Annotated in this window: 9 protein-coding genes; 3 read left to right on the top strand and 6 right to left on the bottom strand. The window is 58.3% G+C overall.

Going from position 1 to position 16,499, the window contains the following annotated elements; translation table 11 throughout:
• Nucleotides 1-39: 39 nt before the first annotated feature.
• From ptsP to G522_RS0104530, 5 genes are all read right to left on the bottom strand, one after another.
• The gene (ptsP, locus tag G522_RS0104550; RefSeq protein ID WP_026790015.1) at nt 40-2,589 is read right to left on the bottom strand and encodes a phosphoenolpyruvate--protein phosphotransferase; all 2,550 of its coding nucleotides are present in this window, start codon (nt 2,587-2,589) and stop codon (nt 40-42) included.
• Between the two features lie 122 nt (nt 2,590-2,711).
• Complete coding sequence (locus G522_RS0104545) at nt 2,712-3,854, bottom strand: mannitol-1-phosphate 5-dehydrogenase (RefSeq protein WP_026790014.1); 1,143 nt, start codon at nt 3,852-3,854, stop codon at nt 2,712-2,714.
• Between the two features lie 68 nt (nt 3,855-3,922).
• Nucleotides 3,923-5,845: a PTS mannitol transporter subunit IICBA gene (locus G522_RS0104540; RefSeq protein ID WP_051228309.1), complete on the bottom strand. Its 1,923-nt coding sequence runs from the start codon at nt 5,843-5,845 to the stop codon at nt 3,923-3,925.
• Between the two features lie 590 nt (nt 5,846-6,435).
• Nucleotides 6,436-8,259: a glutamine--fructose-6-phosphate transaminase (isomerizing) gene (gene glmS, locus G522_RS0104535; protein ID WP_026790012.1), complete on the bottom strand. Its 1,824-nt coding sequence runs from the start codon at nt 8,257-8,259 to the stop codon at nt 6,436-6,438.
• Nucleotides 8,260-8,417: 158 nt separating this feature from the next.
• Nucleotides 8,418-8,741, bottom strand: a complete 324-nt coding sequence (locus tag G522_RS0104530; protein ID WP_026790011.1) for a PTS fructose transporter subunit IIB — start codon at nt 8,739-8,741, stop codon at nt 8,418-8,420.
• A 341-nt stretch (nt 8,742-9,082) separates the two neighbouring features.
• Between G522_RS0104530 and asnB the strand changes: the two genes are divergently transcribed.
• From asnB to G522_RS29445, 3 genes are all read left to right on the top strand, one after another.
• Nucleotides 9,083-11,020, top strand: a complete 1,938-nt coding sequence (gene asnB / locus G522_RS0104525; RefSeq protein WP_026790010.1) for an asparagine synthase (glutamine-hydrolyzing) — start codon at nt 9,083-9,085, stop codon at nt 11,018-11,020.
• Between the two features lie 306 nt (nt 11,021-11,326).
• Nucleotides 11,327-12,127, top strand: coding sequence for an FkbM family methyltransferase (locus tag G522_RS29450; protein ID WP_169453481.1), 801 nt, complete (start codon nt 11,327-11,329; stop codon nt 12,125-12,127).
• Nucleotides 12,128-12,163: 36 nt separating this feature from the next.
• Complete coding sequence (locus G522_RS29445) at nt 12,164-14,401, top strand: glycosyltransferase (protein ID WP_084632752.1); 2,238 nt, start codon at nt 12,164-12,166, stop codon at nt 14,399-14,401.
• 175 nt (nt 14,402-14,576) lie between these two features.
• Here G522_RS29445 and G522_RS0104505 read toward each other — a convergent pair whose 3' ends face one another.
• On the bottom strand, nt 14,577-15,464 hold the full coding sequence (locus G522_RS0104505; protein ID WP_026790006.1) for a glycosyltransferase: 888 nt from the start codon (nt 15,462-15,464) through the stop codon (nt 14,577-14,579).
• Nucleotides 15,465-16,499: the final 1,035 nt, after the last annotated feature.

Here is a 16,499-nt window from a genome sequence, read left to right as displayed (position 1 = left end):
GTTGCGGCACGGACTTACGAGATTCGTAGCAGAACGGCGTCAAAGCTCCGGCCAGCGGCGCGCCACCATCGCGCGCACTTCGGCAGCCGAATCGAGCGTCAGCGCCTCTTCCGCCACAGCGCGGCAAGTGTCCTTGTCGAGCGTCCGGATGAAAGCCTTGAGGTCGGGAATACCCGAGCGGGTTGCCGACAGGCTGGTAACGCCAAGACCAATCAGGATGGGGGCTGCCGGCAGCTCCGAAGCAAGACCGCCGCAAACCCCTACTGGACAGTCATGGCGAGCACCGGCCGCCGCCGCATCGCCGATCGTTTTCAGCACCGCCGGGTGCAGCGAGTCGATCTCTGGCGCGAGTTCGGTATTGCCGCGATCCATGGCCAGCACATACTGGGTGAGATCGTTGGTGCCGATCGAAAAGAAATCGGCCTCCTTGGCCAGCTTGTCGGCCATGGCGACAGCGGCAGGCACCTCGATCATGATGCCGAGCGGCACATCGGCAGTGACGCCCAGTGCAGCTTTCTCTTCCTCGAAGATCGCTTTCGCCCAACGGAGCTCGCCGATATCGGCAATCATCGGCATCATGATGCGGACGACCGAAACCGGTGTCACCTTGAGGATGGCACGGAATTGCTGGCGCAAGAGATCGGGCCGCCGCCTCGACACGCGGATGCCGCGCACACCGAGGATCGGGTTCTCCTCGGCCGCCTGCTTGAGATAGGGCAGAGGCTTGTCACCGCCGATATCCAGCGTACGGATGGTGAGCGGCTTGCCGCGCAAGGCATCGGCAATCGCCTGGTACTCGGCCTGCTGTTCGGCCTCGGTGGGGGCCGTCGGCCTGTCGAGGAACAGGAACTCGGTCCTGAGTAATCCGGAGCCCTCGGCTCCGAACGCCAGACCGCGCGCCGCGTCGGCCACCGAGCCGACGTTGGCATAAACGGGCAGGCGCGTGCCATCGGCCATCACGCAATCAACCGCCGCTGCCTCGCGGTTGGCGGCGCGGCGCGTTTCGCGTTCGGCGGCCGCCTTTCGGGTGGCTTGGATCGTCGCTTCGGTTGGGTTCACCTGGATCTCACCGCGCTCGGCGTCGACGATCAGCGGTGCCCCCTCGGGAATGCGGTGGGCGTCGGCACCGACGGCCGCCAGCATCGGCACACCGCTCGCCGCCGACAGGATGGCGACGTGCGACGTGCGCCCACCCTTGGCGACCACAAAGGCAGCCGGCAGACGATCACCGAAGGACATGAACTGCGAGGGGAGAAGATCGTCGGCGATGGCGATGGCATCCTCGGACAATGCCAGACTTTCCGGCGAGCCACCGGCCAGCACCGTCAGGACCTGCTGCTCAAGATCGACGAGATCGGCGGCGCGCTCGGCGAGACGGGCGTTATCGAGGCCACGCAGCAACGCTGCCTGGGCGGAAATAGTATCGGAGAAGGCCCAGCCGGCGCTCTTGCCACGGGCGATGCGATCGCGAGCTCCCTCAAGGAGTTCGGTATCCTCCAGAAGCGCGGCATGCGCGGCCATGATCTCGCGCTGCTGCTGGGTGCGGCCGGCCGTTGCCTGCTCGCTCAAATGCCGATGCACACGGGCGATGGCCGCATCGAGCGCCTCGCTTTCGGCAACCATGTCGCCGCCCTGCTCGACCGGCCGGGCGACTTTCTCCTTGAGATGGACGGCACGACCGATGGCAAGGCCAGGCGCTGCAACCACGCCACCGAGCAACGGCCGGTCTTCAGGGCCGAAGGGCGTCAGGTCGACCGGCACTTCTTCCGCATTCGGCGCTGCGTCATCAACACCCGGCAAGGTTGCCTGCCCGGCATCGACATAGGGGACGACCGGGTCGCCAAGGCCGGACACGATCGCCGCGATGACGCCGTCGACCGCGGCCGCCGCGTCGGCGCCCTCGGCCGAGACGACCAGCCGGCTTCCCCAGCGGCTGCCAAGCGTCAGCAGAGATACCGGGCTCTTAGCGTTGGCCTTGCGCTCGCCGAGAACGATCTCGATGGCGCTGGCATATTCCTTGGCCTTGGCGGCGAGCAGAGCCGCCGGGCGGGCGTGCAGGCCCTCACTCATTTCGAGGACGACATCCCGTTCGATCCGTTCGACCGGCGGCGGCGCTTCGACGCCGATCGGCATCACCGTCATGACCTCGTCGCCGAAGGCGACCTCGCCGGTCGCCTTGCGAGAGGTGACGTGAAAAGCCTCCTCGTTGGTCACGAGGATGGGCGTCGTCACGATGCCACAGCTCTCAACGAGCGCGGCGAGATCGAAGCGGATGAGAAGATCACCGACCGACACCCGGTCGCCTTCGGCTACCATGGCGTTGAGACCGGCGCCGCGCAGCGCCACCGCCTCAAGGCCGACATGCACGAGGAATTCGGCGCCGTCCTCAGTCAGGATCTTCACGGCATGGCCGCGGCGATGCACCGACGTCACCGTACCGGCCACCGGCGCACGCACTTCGCCGGTCTCCGGCTCGATGGCAAGGCCATCGCCCATCATGCCGAGTGCGAACATCGGGTCGGGAACGTCACCGAGCGGCACGATCCGGCCCTTGATGGGAGCACGGACGGAGATGGTTGAGGTGGTCATGCGCGTGTCTCCCAATATCTGCTATCGAGGCAAAGCCTACCCTCCGCCGCCGACATCAGCGGCGACGGCGGTGCGAGGAAGAAGGGACGCATGCCAAGCGACCCTAGCGTGCCTCGTGGGAACTAAATCTGGGCCGCTGCGGCGATCTCGGCAAGAACCTCGGCCGGAAGCGCGTTGCCGGAGAAGCGGTCGACAGCGGCGGCGACACCAACCTCGGCAATTGTCGCTTGCATTTCGACGGCCTGAGGGTCGCCGTCGTTGCGGTAGTGGAGAGCCGCGGCAATACCCGCGACGAGATTTTGGTGCGGCAAACGGTATTCCAGCGTGCCGAGCAGCGGCCGGATCAGCCGGTCGCCCTTGCCGAGCTTGCGCAAGGGTTCGCGGCCAACACGTGCGACGTCGTCACGGATGAAGGGATTGGCGAAGCGACCGAGAATTTTCTCGATGTAGGCCGCATGCTTGGCCGGATCGAAGCCGTAGCGGCGGATCAAGACCGCACCGCTTTCTTCCATGGCCGCCTTGACGACGGCGCGAATGTCCGCGTCTTCGATGGCGTCGCGAATGGTAGGCAGACCCTTCTCAAAGCCGAGATAGGCAGTGATGGCGTGGCCGGTGTTCAGCGTGAACAGTTTGCGCTCGACGAAGGCCATCAGGTCGTCGGTCAGCTCCATGCCGGGGATTTTATGCGTCCAGCCCTTGAGCTGGGTACGATCGACGATCCACTCGGAAAACTCTTCGACGGTGACGGCGAGCGGCTCGCCTTCGACCGGAGGGGCCGGCGGCACGATACGGTCGACCGCACTATCTGCGAACCCGACTTCCGTCTCCACGACGGCGGCCACGGACGCAGGAAGATGGCCGAACACGGCCTCCTTGAGCTGGCTGGTGCCGCGGATGGTGTTCTCACAGGCGATGATATTGAGCGGCGCATGATTGCCGGCGGCGACACGCGCCTCAAGACCGCGAGCAATGGCCGGCGCAATCTTCGGCAGCACGGCCGGCCCGACGGCGGTGGTGACGAGATCGGCGGACGCGATGAGAGCGACGATGTCTTCGCCGATCGATGAGACGGCCGTGACGCCGGTGACTTCCTCGCGGCGGCTACCGGAGCCGACGATGTCGACGGGATAACGTCCATCCCGTTTGATGAGACCGACCAGGGTCTCGTTGACGTCGGCGAAGGTGACCGCCCAACCGGCATCGGCGAGAATTTTACCGATAAAACCGCGACCGATATTGCCCGCGCCAAAGTGAATGGCTCGCATGGTCGTCTCCAATGTGACTCAGGGTGCAGGGCCGCCCTTGGGCGGCCCTCTGTTTCAAGAAGTCGAGGTCAGCCGAGATCGAGGATGCGCAGCACGTCGGCGGGGTTTTTCGTCGTCGCGAGGTGGGCGACCACCTTGGGATTCTCGAGGACCCTGGCGAGAGCTGACATGACATCCATGTGCTCGTTGCCTCTGGCCGCGAGGCCGACGACAAGGCGAGCCACATTCTCGGGTTCGGGACCGAAGAACACGCCGTCCGGATACTGGCAGACGACGATACCGGTCTTCAGAACCTCGTTCTTCGCCTCGTTGGTGCCGTGTGGCATGGCCAGCGACTGGCCGAGATAGGTCGACACGATGGTCTCACGCTTGAGCATGGCGTCGATGTAGCTCGGAGTAATCGCGCCCATCTCCAGAAGCTTGGAGCCGGCGAAGCGAATCGCTTCCTCTTTGGTGGACGCGGTGAGGCCGAGGAAGATGTTTTCCTCACCGAGATTAAAAGATGCGCCACCCTCGGGCTTGCCGCCGGCCGGAGCCGCGGCGGAACCCGCCTTCGCCTTGATGTCCGCCACGATGCGGTCATAGGCCGCGCCGTCGAGGAAGTTGGTGATGGAGATGTGCGTCGCCTGGGGAGCCGCCCGGCGGGCACGCTCGGTCAGGTCCTTGTGGGTGATGACGACATCGACATCGGCCGGCAGAGCGTTGATGGCGACGTTGCTCGACCGGATGGCGCCGAGGCCAGCCTGATCCAGCTTCTTGCGCAGCATGGAGGCGCCCATGGCGGACGAACCCATGCCTGCGTCGCAAGCAACGATGACCGACCGGACGGGGCCGGAGATGGTAGCCGAAGTGGCGGCAACCGGGGCAGCCATACCCTTCGACTCGGCCTTCAGGGCCTTCATGCGAGCTGTGGCTGCATCAAGGTCTTCAGCTTCTTCTTCCGTCTTGTCGGTCTTGAGCAGCACTGAGGCGACCAGGAAGGTCACAAGTGCGCCAAGAACCACGGCGGAGATGACGCCCACGAAGCCGTCGGCCGGGGTCATGCCGAGCACGGCAAAGATCGAGCCCGGAGACGACGGAGCGCGCAGGCCACCGCCGAGCAGCATGTTGGCAGCCACACCGGTGGCACCGCCGAGGATCATGGCGATGATCAGGCGCGGCTTCATCAGCACGTAGGGGAAGTAGATCTCGTGGATACCACCGAAGAAGTGGATGATGGCGGCACCTGGCGCCGACTGCTTGGCGCTGCCACGGCCAAAGACCATGTAGGCGAGCAGCAGGCCGAGACCCGGGCCCGGATTGGCTTCGATCAGGAAGATCAGCGATTTGCCCTGTGCGGCAGCCTGCTGGATGCCGAGTGGCGTGAAGACGCCATGGTTGATCGCATTGTTGAGGAACAACACCTTGGCCGGCTCGACCAGGATCGAGGCGAGCGGGATGAGGCCGGTGCTGATCAGGGCGTTGACGCCGGCGCCGAGCGCGGCCGACAGATGCTCGACAAGCGGACCAACGATCGCGAAGGCGATCATGGCCAGGATCATGCCGATGATGCCAGCCGAGAAGTTGTTGACCAGCATCTCGAAGCCGGGGCGGATCTTGCCGTCGACGAGGCGATCGAACTGCTTGATCGACCAACCGCCGAACGGTCCCACCAGCATGGCGCCGAGGAACATCGGAATGTCGGTGCCGACGATGACACCCGCCGTGACGATTGCACCCACAACGGCGCCGCGCTCACCGTAGACCAGCTTGCCGCCGGTATAGCCGAGCAGAAGCGGCAGCAAATAGGTGATCATCGGGCCGACGAGCTTGGCAAAGAATGCGTTGGGCAGCCAGCCAGTCGGAATGAAGAGAGTGGTAATGATGCCCCAGGCGATGAAAGCGCCGATGTTGGGCATCACCATGCTGCTCAGGAAGCGGCCCACTTGCTGGACGCGCACCTTGAGATTGGAGGACGAAGCGTCGCCCCCGCCGGTTGCGGTATATGCCATATCCTAGAAACTCCTCCACGAAGTCCTGCCACGCCGAAGAAGGAGACTGATAGACGTAGGAATAAGCGACCCCGTCGCCGCAAACGAGTTGCGCCGAAGAAAAACCAGCTCCAAGCAGGGGCCGGCCAGGTCGTTTATCTCGTGAGCCTCTCCGCTCCTCCACCCCGACCCTGTATTTCCCGGATCAGGAGATACGAAAACACCGCTCCGAACGCTTACAGGCGTCCGGACTCCAGCACACTTTGATCGTTGTTCTTACGGGTCCTCGTTCGATTGTGATAAAAACATGACATCAATGTGCTGAAAAGTGGAAAGATATAAACACGACTGTAAAAATGTATCCTACACTAGAGGCTCGTCGCAGCATTCCTCTCGCATTCCCTCGGAAACGCTAGGAAATCCATTGGCTTGGTGTGTCATCAACGACTTGAAAATTGTACGATTGCCACCCAACCAGCGGCATACTTAAGTCGACATAGGGAGCACTCCGTCTCCCTCGCTAATACTTTTTACCATGGGAAAAGCAACGCGCCGGCCTCGAAAGACCGGCGCGTTGCTCTGCCTAGATAGAGAATCGGCTGGCTGGGCGCCTACTCGACGGTAACGCTTTTGGCGAGGTTGCGCGGCTGATCGACGTCGGTGCCCTTGGCCACTGCCGTATGATAGGCGAGCAGCTGCACCGGTAGTGAATAGAGGATCGGCGCCACGAAGGGGTCGACCTTTGGAAGTTCGATCGACCAGCGCACCTTGCTGCCGAGACGGGCGACGCCCTCGGCGTCGGAGATCAGCAACACCCGGCCCGAGCGGGCCGCCACTTCCTGAATGTTGGAGACCACCTTCTCGAACAAGGCATCCGAGGGCGCGAGGGCAATGACCGGCACGCCGTCATCGATCAGCGAAATCGGCCCGTGCTTCATTTCACCGGCGGCATAGCCCTCGGCATGAATATAGCTGATTTCCTTGAGTTTCAGGGCGCCCTCGAGGGCGATCGGATAGGCGGTACCGCGTCCGAGGTAAAGCGCGTCGCGGCTTTCGGCCACCATGCTCGCCAGCGCCTGAATGGCGTCGTCGTGGCGCAACACCTCAGCGGCACGAGCCGGTACCTCGCGTAGCGCCAGCGCCAGCTCCGCCTCACGCTCATGAGAAATGGTACCGCGGGCGCGAGCGAAGGCCAGTACGAGACAGGCCATGACGGTGAGCTGGGTGGTAAAGGCCTTGGTGGAGGCAACACCGATCTCCGGCCCAGCCAGCGTGTAAAGAACCCTGTCGCTCTCGCGAGCAATGGTGCTTTCGGGCACGTTGACGATGGAGACGATATGCTGCCCTGCCCTTTTGGCGTGGCGCAACGCTTCCAGCGTGTCGAGCGTCTCGCCCGACTGGGACACGAAGACGGCAACGCCACCCTTCTCGAACGGCGTGTCGCGGTAGCGGAATTCCGAGCCGATATCGACATCAACCGGCAGACGCGCCACCTGCTCGAACCAGTACTTGGCCACCATGGCGACATAGTAGGCGGTGCCGCAGGCAACGATGGTGAGGCGCGGCACCTTCGCGGGATCGAACGGCAAGTCGGGCAGCGCGATGGTGCCGGTGGAAGCGGACACGAAGGCGTTGATGGTGTCGCCGATCACCTGCGGCTGCTCGAAGATCTCCTTCAGCATGAAGTGGCGGTGGCCAGCCTTGCCGATCAGCGCTGCCGAGACGTTGGAGACATGGATCTTGCGCTCGACGAGCGTATCGTCAGCGGCACGGATTTCCGCCGAATTGCGCGTCAGCACCACCCAGTCGCCATCTTCCAGATAGGAGAGACGGTTGGTGAGCGGCGCCATGGCGAAAGCATCGGAGGCGAGATACATGGCGCCATCGCCATAGCCGACCGCGAGCGGCGTGCCCCGGCGCGTGCCGACCATCAGATTTTGCTCGCCGGCAAACAGGATGGCCAGCGCGAAGGCGCCTTCAAGGCGATGGAAAGCAAGGCGGCAGGCTTCCACCGGCGTCTTGCCCTGCTGGAGATAATCGGTGATCAGATGGGCGACCACTTCGGTATCCGTCTCAGTGACGAAGACATGGCCCTTGGCAGAGAGTTCGGCGGTCAGCGCCTGGTAGTTCTCGATGATGCCGTTGTGGACCACCGCCACCCTGTCCGTGGCGTGCGGATGGGCGTTACCCTCGGTGGGGCCGCCGTGCGTTGCCCAGCGGGTGTGACCGATACCGATCGAACCGGCAAGCGGGGACTCGGCGAGGCGCCGCTCCAGATTGACGAGCTTGCCCTCGGCGCGGCGGCGCTCGATGGCGCCATCCACCAGCGTTGCGATACCGGCACTATCATAGCCACGGTATTCGAGGCGCCTCAGCCCCTCGAGCAACAGTTCAGAGACACCCTCGCGACCAACGATTCCAATAATTCCGCACATTGACGAACTAACTCGCTCTACCTGGAGGCCGATCTATCAGCCGAAATGCATCCGGAGACCAGGCCCTTCATGGGAAGAGACCGTGTCACGCCGAATAACTGACGACAAATCAACAATAGTTGCCGAGTTTTACAGAAATCTTTCCGGCCAGACGGAATTCAGGCTCGAGGCAGCGCCAAGGCTTCAGCCAGCACGGCATCCGGATCGGCGATCGCCCGCGCGGTGCCGATGGCGAGCACGGGCACATTCTGGAAGCGCTCCAACCCGTCGATATCAACGTCGGCGGCGATGATGGCCGCGTGAGCGCGGCCGATGTCCTTGCGCGTCAGGATATCCTCGCTGCCAAGAGCCCCCTGCGTTTCGACCTTGATCAGGTAGCCGAGTCGCTGGGCGGCAGCCAACAGGCGGTTCGCCGCCATATAGGTCAGCGCCACACCGGTGGGACAGGCGGTGACGACGACGATCCTGGTGCCGCTCTCCATCTCGCCTCCTTCCCCCGCAGCCGCTTGCGAACGATCCACGACCGAAGCGCCCTCATATCAACCCGCTCTGATACTTCAAATGCGTGGAAGCTGCAAACCCCGGGACATTTCGGCCAAATGAGGGGCGGAGGTCACAGACCGAGGTTATTTATATTGAAAAGCTCGCATGACGCGCCTGTTACCATTGCCCCCTATGACCGCAACTTTTAAACAAACATCCGGCGCCATTCGGTGCTGGGCTTCGGTGACACTACTCCGTTTGAGCAAGTGGCTGACGGAGGTTGGATTGCGTGTCCACTAAGCCGGCGTAAGCCCAGTTCACTCGACCGATCGGAATAGCGATGTGTGGTATCCTTGGAATTATAAGCAAAAAGCCCAGCACCACATTCAGCCTCACAGATCGTGATCTATCATCCCTCAAGCACCGCGGCCCCGACGCCCAAGGCATCTACACCAGCACTCATGTGTCTCTGGGGCATACGCGACTTGCTATTATTGATCTGACTGATGGCGGCCGGCAGCCGATGGCGAGCCAAGATGGACGCTATATTGTTACTTTCAATGGTGAAATATACAACTTTATCGAGCTAAAAGCCGAGCTTGAAGCTCTCGGAGAGCAGTTCCACTCGTTCTCGGACACAGAGGTTCTTCTCAGCGCCTATCGGATTTGGGGGGCGTCCTGCGTAGAGCATTTTCGTGGAATGTTTGCCTTTGTTCTGTGGGACACGGTAGAGCAGACGGCCTTTCTCGCTCGCGATCGTTGTGGCGAGAAGCCACTTTTTTATCATCTCAACGATGAGAAGTTGATCTTCGCCTCTGAGCTGAAAGCACTCATTCCGTTACTTGGGACGACTCCTGATCTCGACCCGGCAATCGTCGACATGTATTTGCACTACCAATATGTTCCCGAGCCCCACACGCTACTCAAGGGCGTATGCAAACTTCCAGCAGCCTACACAATGACGATATCTGTGGCTACCTGGACTGCACAATCACGACGCTATTGGGACATTGAATCCACTCGTTATGAGGGAGATATTGCAACGGATAGGCAGGGTATCCTGAGCGGAATACGCAATGGACTAGAAGACGCGGTCAAGATGACGCTTAGGGCGGATGTGCCGGTTGCGGTCTCTCTCTCCGGAGGTATTGATTCCAGTGTAATTGCAGCGTTGGCTCAGAAGAACTCTCGGCAGCCGATACATGCATTCAGCGTCGGCTATCCTGGTCGACCTCCCTATGACGAGCGTCATCAGGCGCAGACGTTCGCCAACTCCTTAGGAATGATCTTCCACGAAGTTGAACTTCCGACTGAGCACTTTGTGGACTTCTTTCCCAAGCTTGTCCATATCATGGATGAGCCGATCGCCGATCCAGCGGCTTTCGGTCATTTCGCGGTTCCACAAGCTGCCGCCGAAAATGGCATCAAGGTTGTGTTGTCGGGCATTGGCGGTGATGAGGTCTTTTGGGGCTATGATTGGGTTACGCGCAGCGTTCAGATCAACGAAGCATTGGCCCGCCATTCTTTCCTGAATACCCTGCCGAGATGGATTTCAACGCCCAGGGCGCGAAAATTGTTGAGGAAAGTATCTCGGTCAGGAGTCTATCCCGCCGCGGTGCGATACTGGGCAGATCTGCTCAGAGATATGGTGGACACGGTCTCTCCCCCTGAACAGTTCAGATTCTACATGTTGGCTCGCGACTTCGGCGATGCCTTCTCTCTAAAACGCGACCTCTACGGAAGCGCAATGGAGCAATTGAGGGCTGACAATCCATTCCAGCCCACAGAGACCGGCCCAAGGCCCCTCGGCAAGATTCCCGCCGCCATCATAAAGTTGTTGTTTGATACGTGGCTCACGTCCAATGCACTGACACTTGCTGATCGGGTCAGCATGGGGGCTAGCGTCGAAACTCGTTTACCATTTCTGGATCACGAGCTTCTGAATCTAACGATGGCGCTTAGAGCCCGAACACAAGATCACAACCTAGGCCAGAAGGCGTGGCTGCGGGCAGCACTGAAGGGCGTTCTTCCGGATGAGATCCTGGCGCGTCCCAAGTCAGGCTTCCGGCCGCCTGTGAAACAATGGCTTTCCGCAATTGTTCAGAAATATCAGGGGATTCTAGCCAATGGGACTCTGGCGCAAAGTGGTATCATTTCTGAATCTGGTACAAGAAAACTCCTAGAGGCCGCCAAGTCATCCCACGGGCCGAGCCTATTCTTTGCCTACAAGCTCGTGCTCCTTGAGCAATGGCACAGGGAAATTGTCGCGAGCGTCTAGAGAATTTCCGGTGAAAGCCGGTTCACCGAGAATTCCCGAGCTCTTTGTTCTCATGCAAATCCTGACGCAAAATCGCGATACATTTTGCTGGATTTGGTCTAGCTGGATTCATTCGCGGTCATCACGAGAACCAAGCGCTCGGTATCGTTCGCAGGACCCCAGCAGACGGCTTGCCAACGAGCGCCCCGACGCTCTCAAGCCAGTACTCTGCCGCCAATGACTCACGGCCACTGCCGTGCTATGAAGCTTTCCGACATAGTATTACTATTAGTTGGCAACAACCGACCCCAACGATGGAAACACAAAATGCCACGCCTATGGTCAAATCTTCTCGCCCTTGTGCCGTATATTCATAAAGAGAAGAAACAAAAAAGATCTCTAAAAATCTCGAATTACGTAGATATGACGAATATTCTACCGCCCGACGCAACGGTTGTACTTGGTACAGCCTATGGGGGATGGACCTTGCCAAAAGATCATCGCCTTTCCGAAGCGAGTATCTGCTATCTTGCCGGAGCCGGCGAAGATATAAGTTTTGACTGTGAGCTAGCGACACGTTTCAAATCAACAGTGCGGATTCTCGATCCGACACCCCGAGCCGTCGAACATTTTCGAGAATTTCAGAAGGCTGTTCAGAAAGGAACTCAGTTTCCGATCAACAACAGCGAGACGGAATTTTACGAAATCGACTTGGATTCGTTCCAAAGGCTTACTTTCCTCGGGTATGGCCTCGCCGATATTGATGGAGAAATGAATTTCTTTTCTCCAAAAGATCCAAATCATGCATCATATTCTTCGTTAAATTTGCAGCATACCGACACATGTATTTCTGTTCCGTGCCACCGACTATCCTCTATTATGAAAGAAAACAATGATACGGTCGTAGATTTGCTCAAGATGGACATAGAAGGTGGCGAATACATGGTTATTCGGGACCTTGTATCGACCCGTACGTTTCCTAGACTACTATTGATTGAGTTCGATGAAGTTCATTCCGCCCTGGATTCCGAGGCGGAACGACGAATCGCGACGCATTTGGGGCTTTTGGCCGATGCAGGTTACAAGTGCGTTGCCATCAACGGGTGCAATGCGACATTTGTTCGCTAATCAGTCTACCGGCCATTGAGGGGATTGACCTGATAAATGCCAAAGTTTGCTCCTGTTGCCCTCTTTGTCTTCAATCGGCCCGAGCATACGCGGCAAACCCTTGAAGCGCTGGCACAAAACAAAAACGCCTCAGAAACTGAACTTTACGTATTCAGCGATGGCCCGCGAGACGACCGCGATGCCGCGTCTGTTGCTGAGGTGCGTGGGATTGTCAAAGGTGCCCAAGGCTTTGCTCGCTGCATGGTGAGCGAAAGAGCAGAGAACCTGGGGCTGGCCAATTCGATCATCTCCGGCGTGTCTAGCCTGCTTGAGACTCACGAGGCGATCATTGTTCTCGAGGATGATCTGATCACATCCACTCACTTCATCAGCTACATGAACGACGCACTTGAGTTCTACAAGAGCGATCCCAAAGCGTTTTCGGTAACGGGTTATACCCTTCCTGCCACACATCTTGAGCTTCCGGGAGACTACCCATTCGATACCTATGCAGGATATCGTTGCTCCTCTTGGTCGTGGGGTACTTGGAAAGATAGATGGGCAAGAGTCGACTGGGGCATGAGCTATTACCGAGATTTTCTCCATGACATCGAAGCACAGAATGGTTTTGCCAAAGGTGGGCAGGATGTTCTGAGAATGCTTCAATATCAGTTTGAGGGCCGAATAGATTCGTGGGCAATTCGTTTTAGTTATGCTCACTATCAAAATGACATGCGCTGTATTTATCCGACAAAGACCCTCGTCAAGAATATCGGCCTCGACAATTCCGGGATTCATTCCCGTCCGGACCCGCGGTTCGTCCACGTTGCGATCGACAGCGATTGGCGCCCACGAACATTCTGTTCGGCACAAATCGTGGATGCCAGAATAGCGGCAGGCTTCAAGTTCGCAATGGAAAAGCCGACACCTGCCGCAAAGCGGAGAAGGCGGACTGTTGGTGAGCATCTTGCTCGAATACTAAGGAGCTTGACCAAACGACTTCACTGGATCGGGCTGGCCTCTACCACTTCCAAGATCAAAGTCGACGTCCTGTTTGCGAATACCTACCAGTGGCGCGGGGGCGCCGCGCGAGCTGCTTGGCGCCTATTCTCCGGTATCCGGTCCGTTAGGCCCGATTCTAAATTTTTGACTCTTTATCGAGATGATCATGACGACGGCGTGGTCGGTTTGGACAGAAGTTCAAGACGTGGAAAGCAAGCTAGGCGCATGGAACAACGGGAGCGGTCTGTTCTCAAAGCTTATCCTGACCGTGATGAATCGTGCTTCTTTTCTCCTGCGGTACGCCCAAACCCCGCGCGAATTCGGCTGGACCAATTTCATCCGACCTTGGTTCATTTACACTGGATTACTAGGGGGTTGCTCGACGTCGAGGAACTCCGACAGCTTGATTGCCCCATCGTGTGGACACTACATGATGCGTGGGCCTTTACCGGCGGATGCCACTATACCGGCAATTGCGAAGGTTTTTTGAACACCTGCGGTCGTTGTCCACAGCTGGGAAGCAATGACCCTAATGATCTCTCGCGGCAACTGATGCAGAGGAAGATGACGGCTTATGATGGCTTGGACTTAACTATCGTTGCACCGAGCAATTGGCTTGCCTCGGTTGCCCGTCAAAGTGCCTTGTTCGCAGGATCTAGAGTTGAAGTTATTCCCAATGGCCTCGATACGGAGCGATTTAGTCCCCGGGATAGGGCCGAGGCGAGGGTTCGTTTGGGGCTTTCCGACCAGTTCCCCGTGTTTCTTTTCGGGGCCAGTTTGACGAGTGATAAGCGCAAAGGAGGCGACATTTTACTGGCGGCGCTGGAACAACTCGACTTCCCTAGCACACTGCTCACATTTGGAGATAAGTCAGGAACTCCTTCAATTCCGGCTCACGTCCACCTTCACGCCCTGGGGGAGGTGAGTGATGACGAGCTGTTGGCTGATGCCTATTCAGCTGCAGATGTCTATGTTTGCGCGTCTCGAGAGGACAACCTACCCAATACGGTTGCAGAGGCGCTCGCATGCGGGACGCCCTGCTTGGCATTTGCGACAAACGGCTTGCCGGATATGATCGAGCACAAAGTGACTGGCTGGCTGGCTACTCCGTTTGAGACGAGCTCTCTTGCGGAGGGGCTTCAATGGCTGGCAAACCATCCACAACCCAAGGATCTTCGGGTTGCGGCCAGAAAAAAAGCCCTGGCCGACTATAAACTCGAGACCGCCGTCGATAGGTATACAGCCCTTTACGCCTCGCTTATTCGAAAAAGAAAAACCAGAAGGCGCCTTTAATGATTTGGATTAGTTAATCACATCAGCTCTCAACCAAGCATTACGGCATTTCCTGAAAAGCCACGGCGAAGAAATGCTTTCCTAACGGGAGGACCTTAGCGCACTCAGTCTAGCTTTATGTCAACCGAAGGAAAGTTGGCACGCTAACCGAGTTCCTATCGCCAAGGGTCTATGCTTACCTTCCGAACAGAACAGGTTGATCGAGACGGAGACGGAACGCCTCGCGGGCTTTCTTACAGCCCTCAGACAATGCATTTGTGCATTGTGTTAAGCTTACAATCGCGTCGGCAAAATCTTCATCCGTTACGGCGTCGATGGCGTTGCCATGTTGCAATAGATAGTGCATCGAAAATCCGCGACTGTGCACAACAGGACGAAGAGCTGCCACCGCGTCCTGCACCAAGCCGGAGCCCTGCAGACCGTAAACGGAAGTATCATACGGCAATAGAACGGCATCCACCGAAAGCAGCGCCTCGCGAAATGCTTCTGGGGCAATTTCACCAAGCATGGGTACGATGCGAACCCGCTTATTGGCAAACTGCGCTACTGCGGAAAAAAAGCCGCCTGGCTCGAAGTCGTGCGCCTCACCTTGAACAAGGATCTCCACATCAACGTCCCTCTTGCTTAGGGCAGCAACGATGGGAGTGATTCGCGCTGAACCCTTTCTCCTCTTTGGTGCGCCGAAAACACCAACTCGGAAAAAGCCGCCTCGTTGCTGTGGCGAGGTCACCCCATCGGACCTTGGGTCAATGGTGCACGGCAGGTAGACCCCCCCCTTAAAAGAATATTCAAACCGGTCGGAAAACCAACGCGCAAGCTCCTCTGTCTCACATGCGAGTTCTGTACAAGGAGGAAGATTCTTTAATAACCCCATCACTCGCGCGTCGCGCAATATTTCCTTGGGTTCGTCGAGAAAGGGATCGAGAAAACGCATTTGAACTCGTGGTATTCGGCCCTGCTCAAAGCCGGCTGCGGCCTCGACCACCGCAGCGAGATCAGCGATCGAGGCACTGGGGACCGTTACGAGGTCACCAGGACCGAGGCCGAAATCGCGTATAGCCATGGTAAGATCGGCTCCATAACCCGAGCGGGGTAACGGCCAGCCCCTTCCCGATAGGAAAAGATCGGTTCGAGCGATAAGCTTTTGACGTAGTGACCCATGTGCGGCCCTACGTGTTAGGTACTCAATGCGCGCAACATCGGTCGTCATTACACGAGCGGGATAAGGCAGAAAGAAATTGTAATTCGGTCCTGCCAAGAGCGAGATTTGATAGCCAGGAAGCAAACTAGCAAGAGTTGCAATCTGCGTGTGGTGATGCCCGCGATTTTGAACCAGCGAGCGCTCTACGATCAAGCAACGAGCACTTGGCTGCTCCGCTCGTTGCTGCAGCTTTTTCTGAAACAAAGCCGACCTCACATCCAATTCGTCTCCAACGGAGATACCGCGTCATCACAAGCCCGCGCGAGAATGGCTTTAGGTTTGGGTACAATAATATATGCGCGTGCCAAAATACCGAAGTTGATTTAATGCTGGATCAAAAGATGGGATATTCTGTTGGATTAACTTATCCTCGACAACGAGGCGACGGAATGGCGCAGGGTCGCGGCTGACCGGCGGCAATGCTCGTCGTACAAAATGCGAATAGCATCATCACTATCGCGCGCAAGATGCGCTAGATCGCTATCTTCATCAAAGAAGATAAATGGCGCGCTCGAAGAGATTCGAACTCCTGACCCTCAGATTCGTAGTCTAAAGAGACAATTCATATCAATTTGATATTGATTGTCTTTTTATAACAAAATCCAGACTGTGTGTGAAAATGTGTGTGTGAGTAGGGACCCAAATCGGGCTGATTGCCCACCTTCTTTTCACGCCAATGTGATCGGCCAGCGCTGTACCTGAAAGCTGTAGCTCGGCAATTATCGAAGGTGGGATTCCTTCCTCCATGAGGGCGGCAGGAGAGGCGTCTTCCTGTCGCGTGGTAAAGCGATTGGCCCCCTTCGGCGGCAAAGCTCAGCCCCCTCCTCTTCCTATGGCCTACGTTTGCAGGGCGGCCAGACCTTCCCGCGTCCAGACATGCCGGTTTCATAGCGAAGG

This window comes from Pleomorphomonas oryzae DSM 16300 (assembly GCF_000422965.1).
Classification (GTDB): domain Bacteria; phylum Pseudomonadota; class Alphaproteobacteria; order Rhizobiales; family Pleomorphomonadaceae; genus Pleomorphomonas; species Pleomorphomonas oryzae.
Note: the sequence above shows the minus strand (reverse complement) of the source record. Positions and strands in the feature narration are given on the sequence as shown.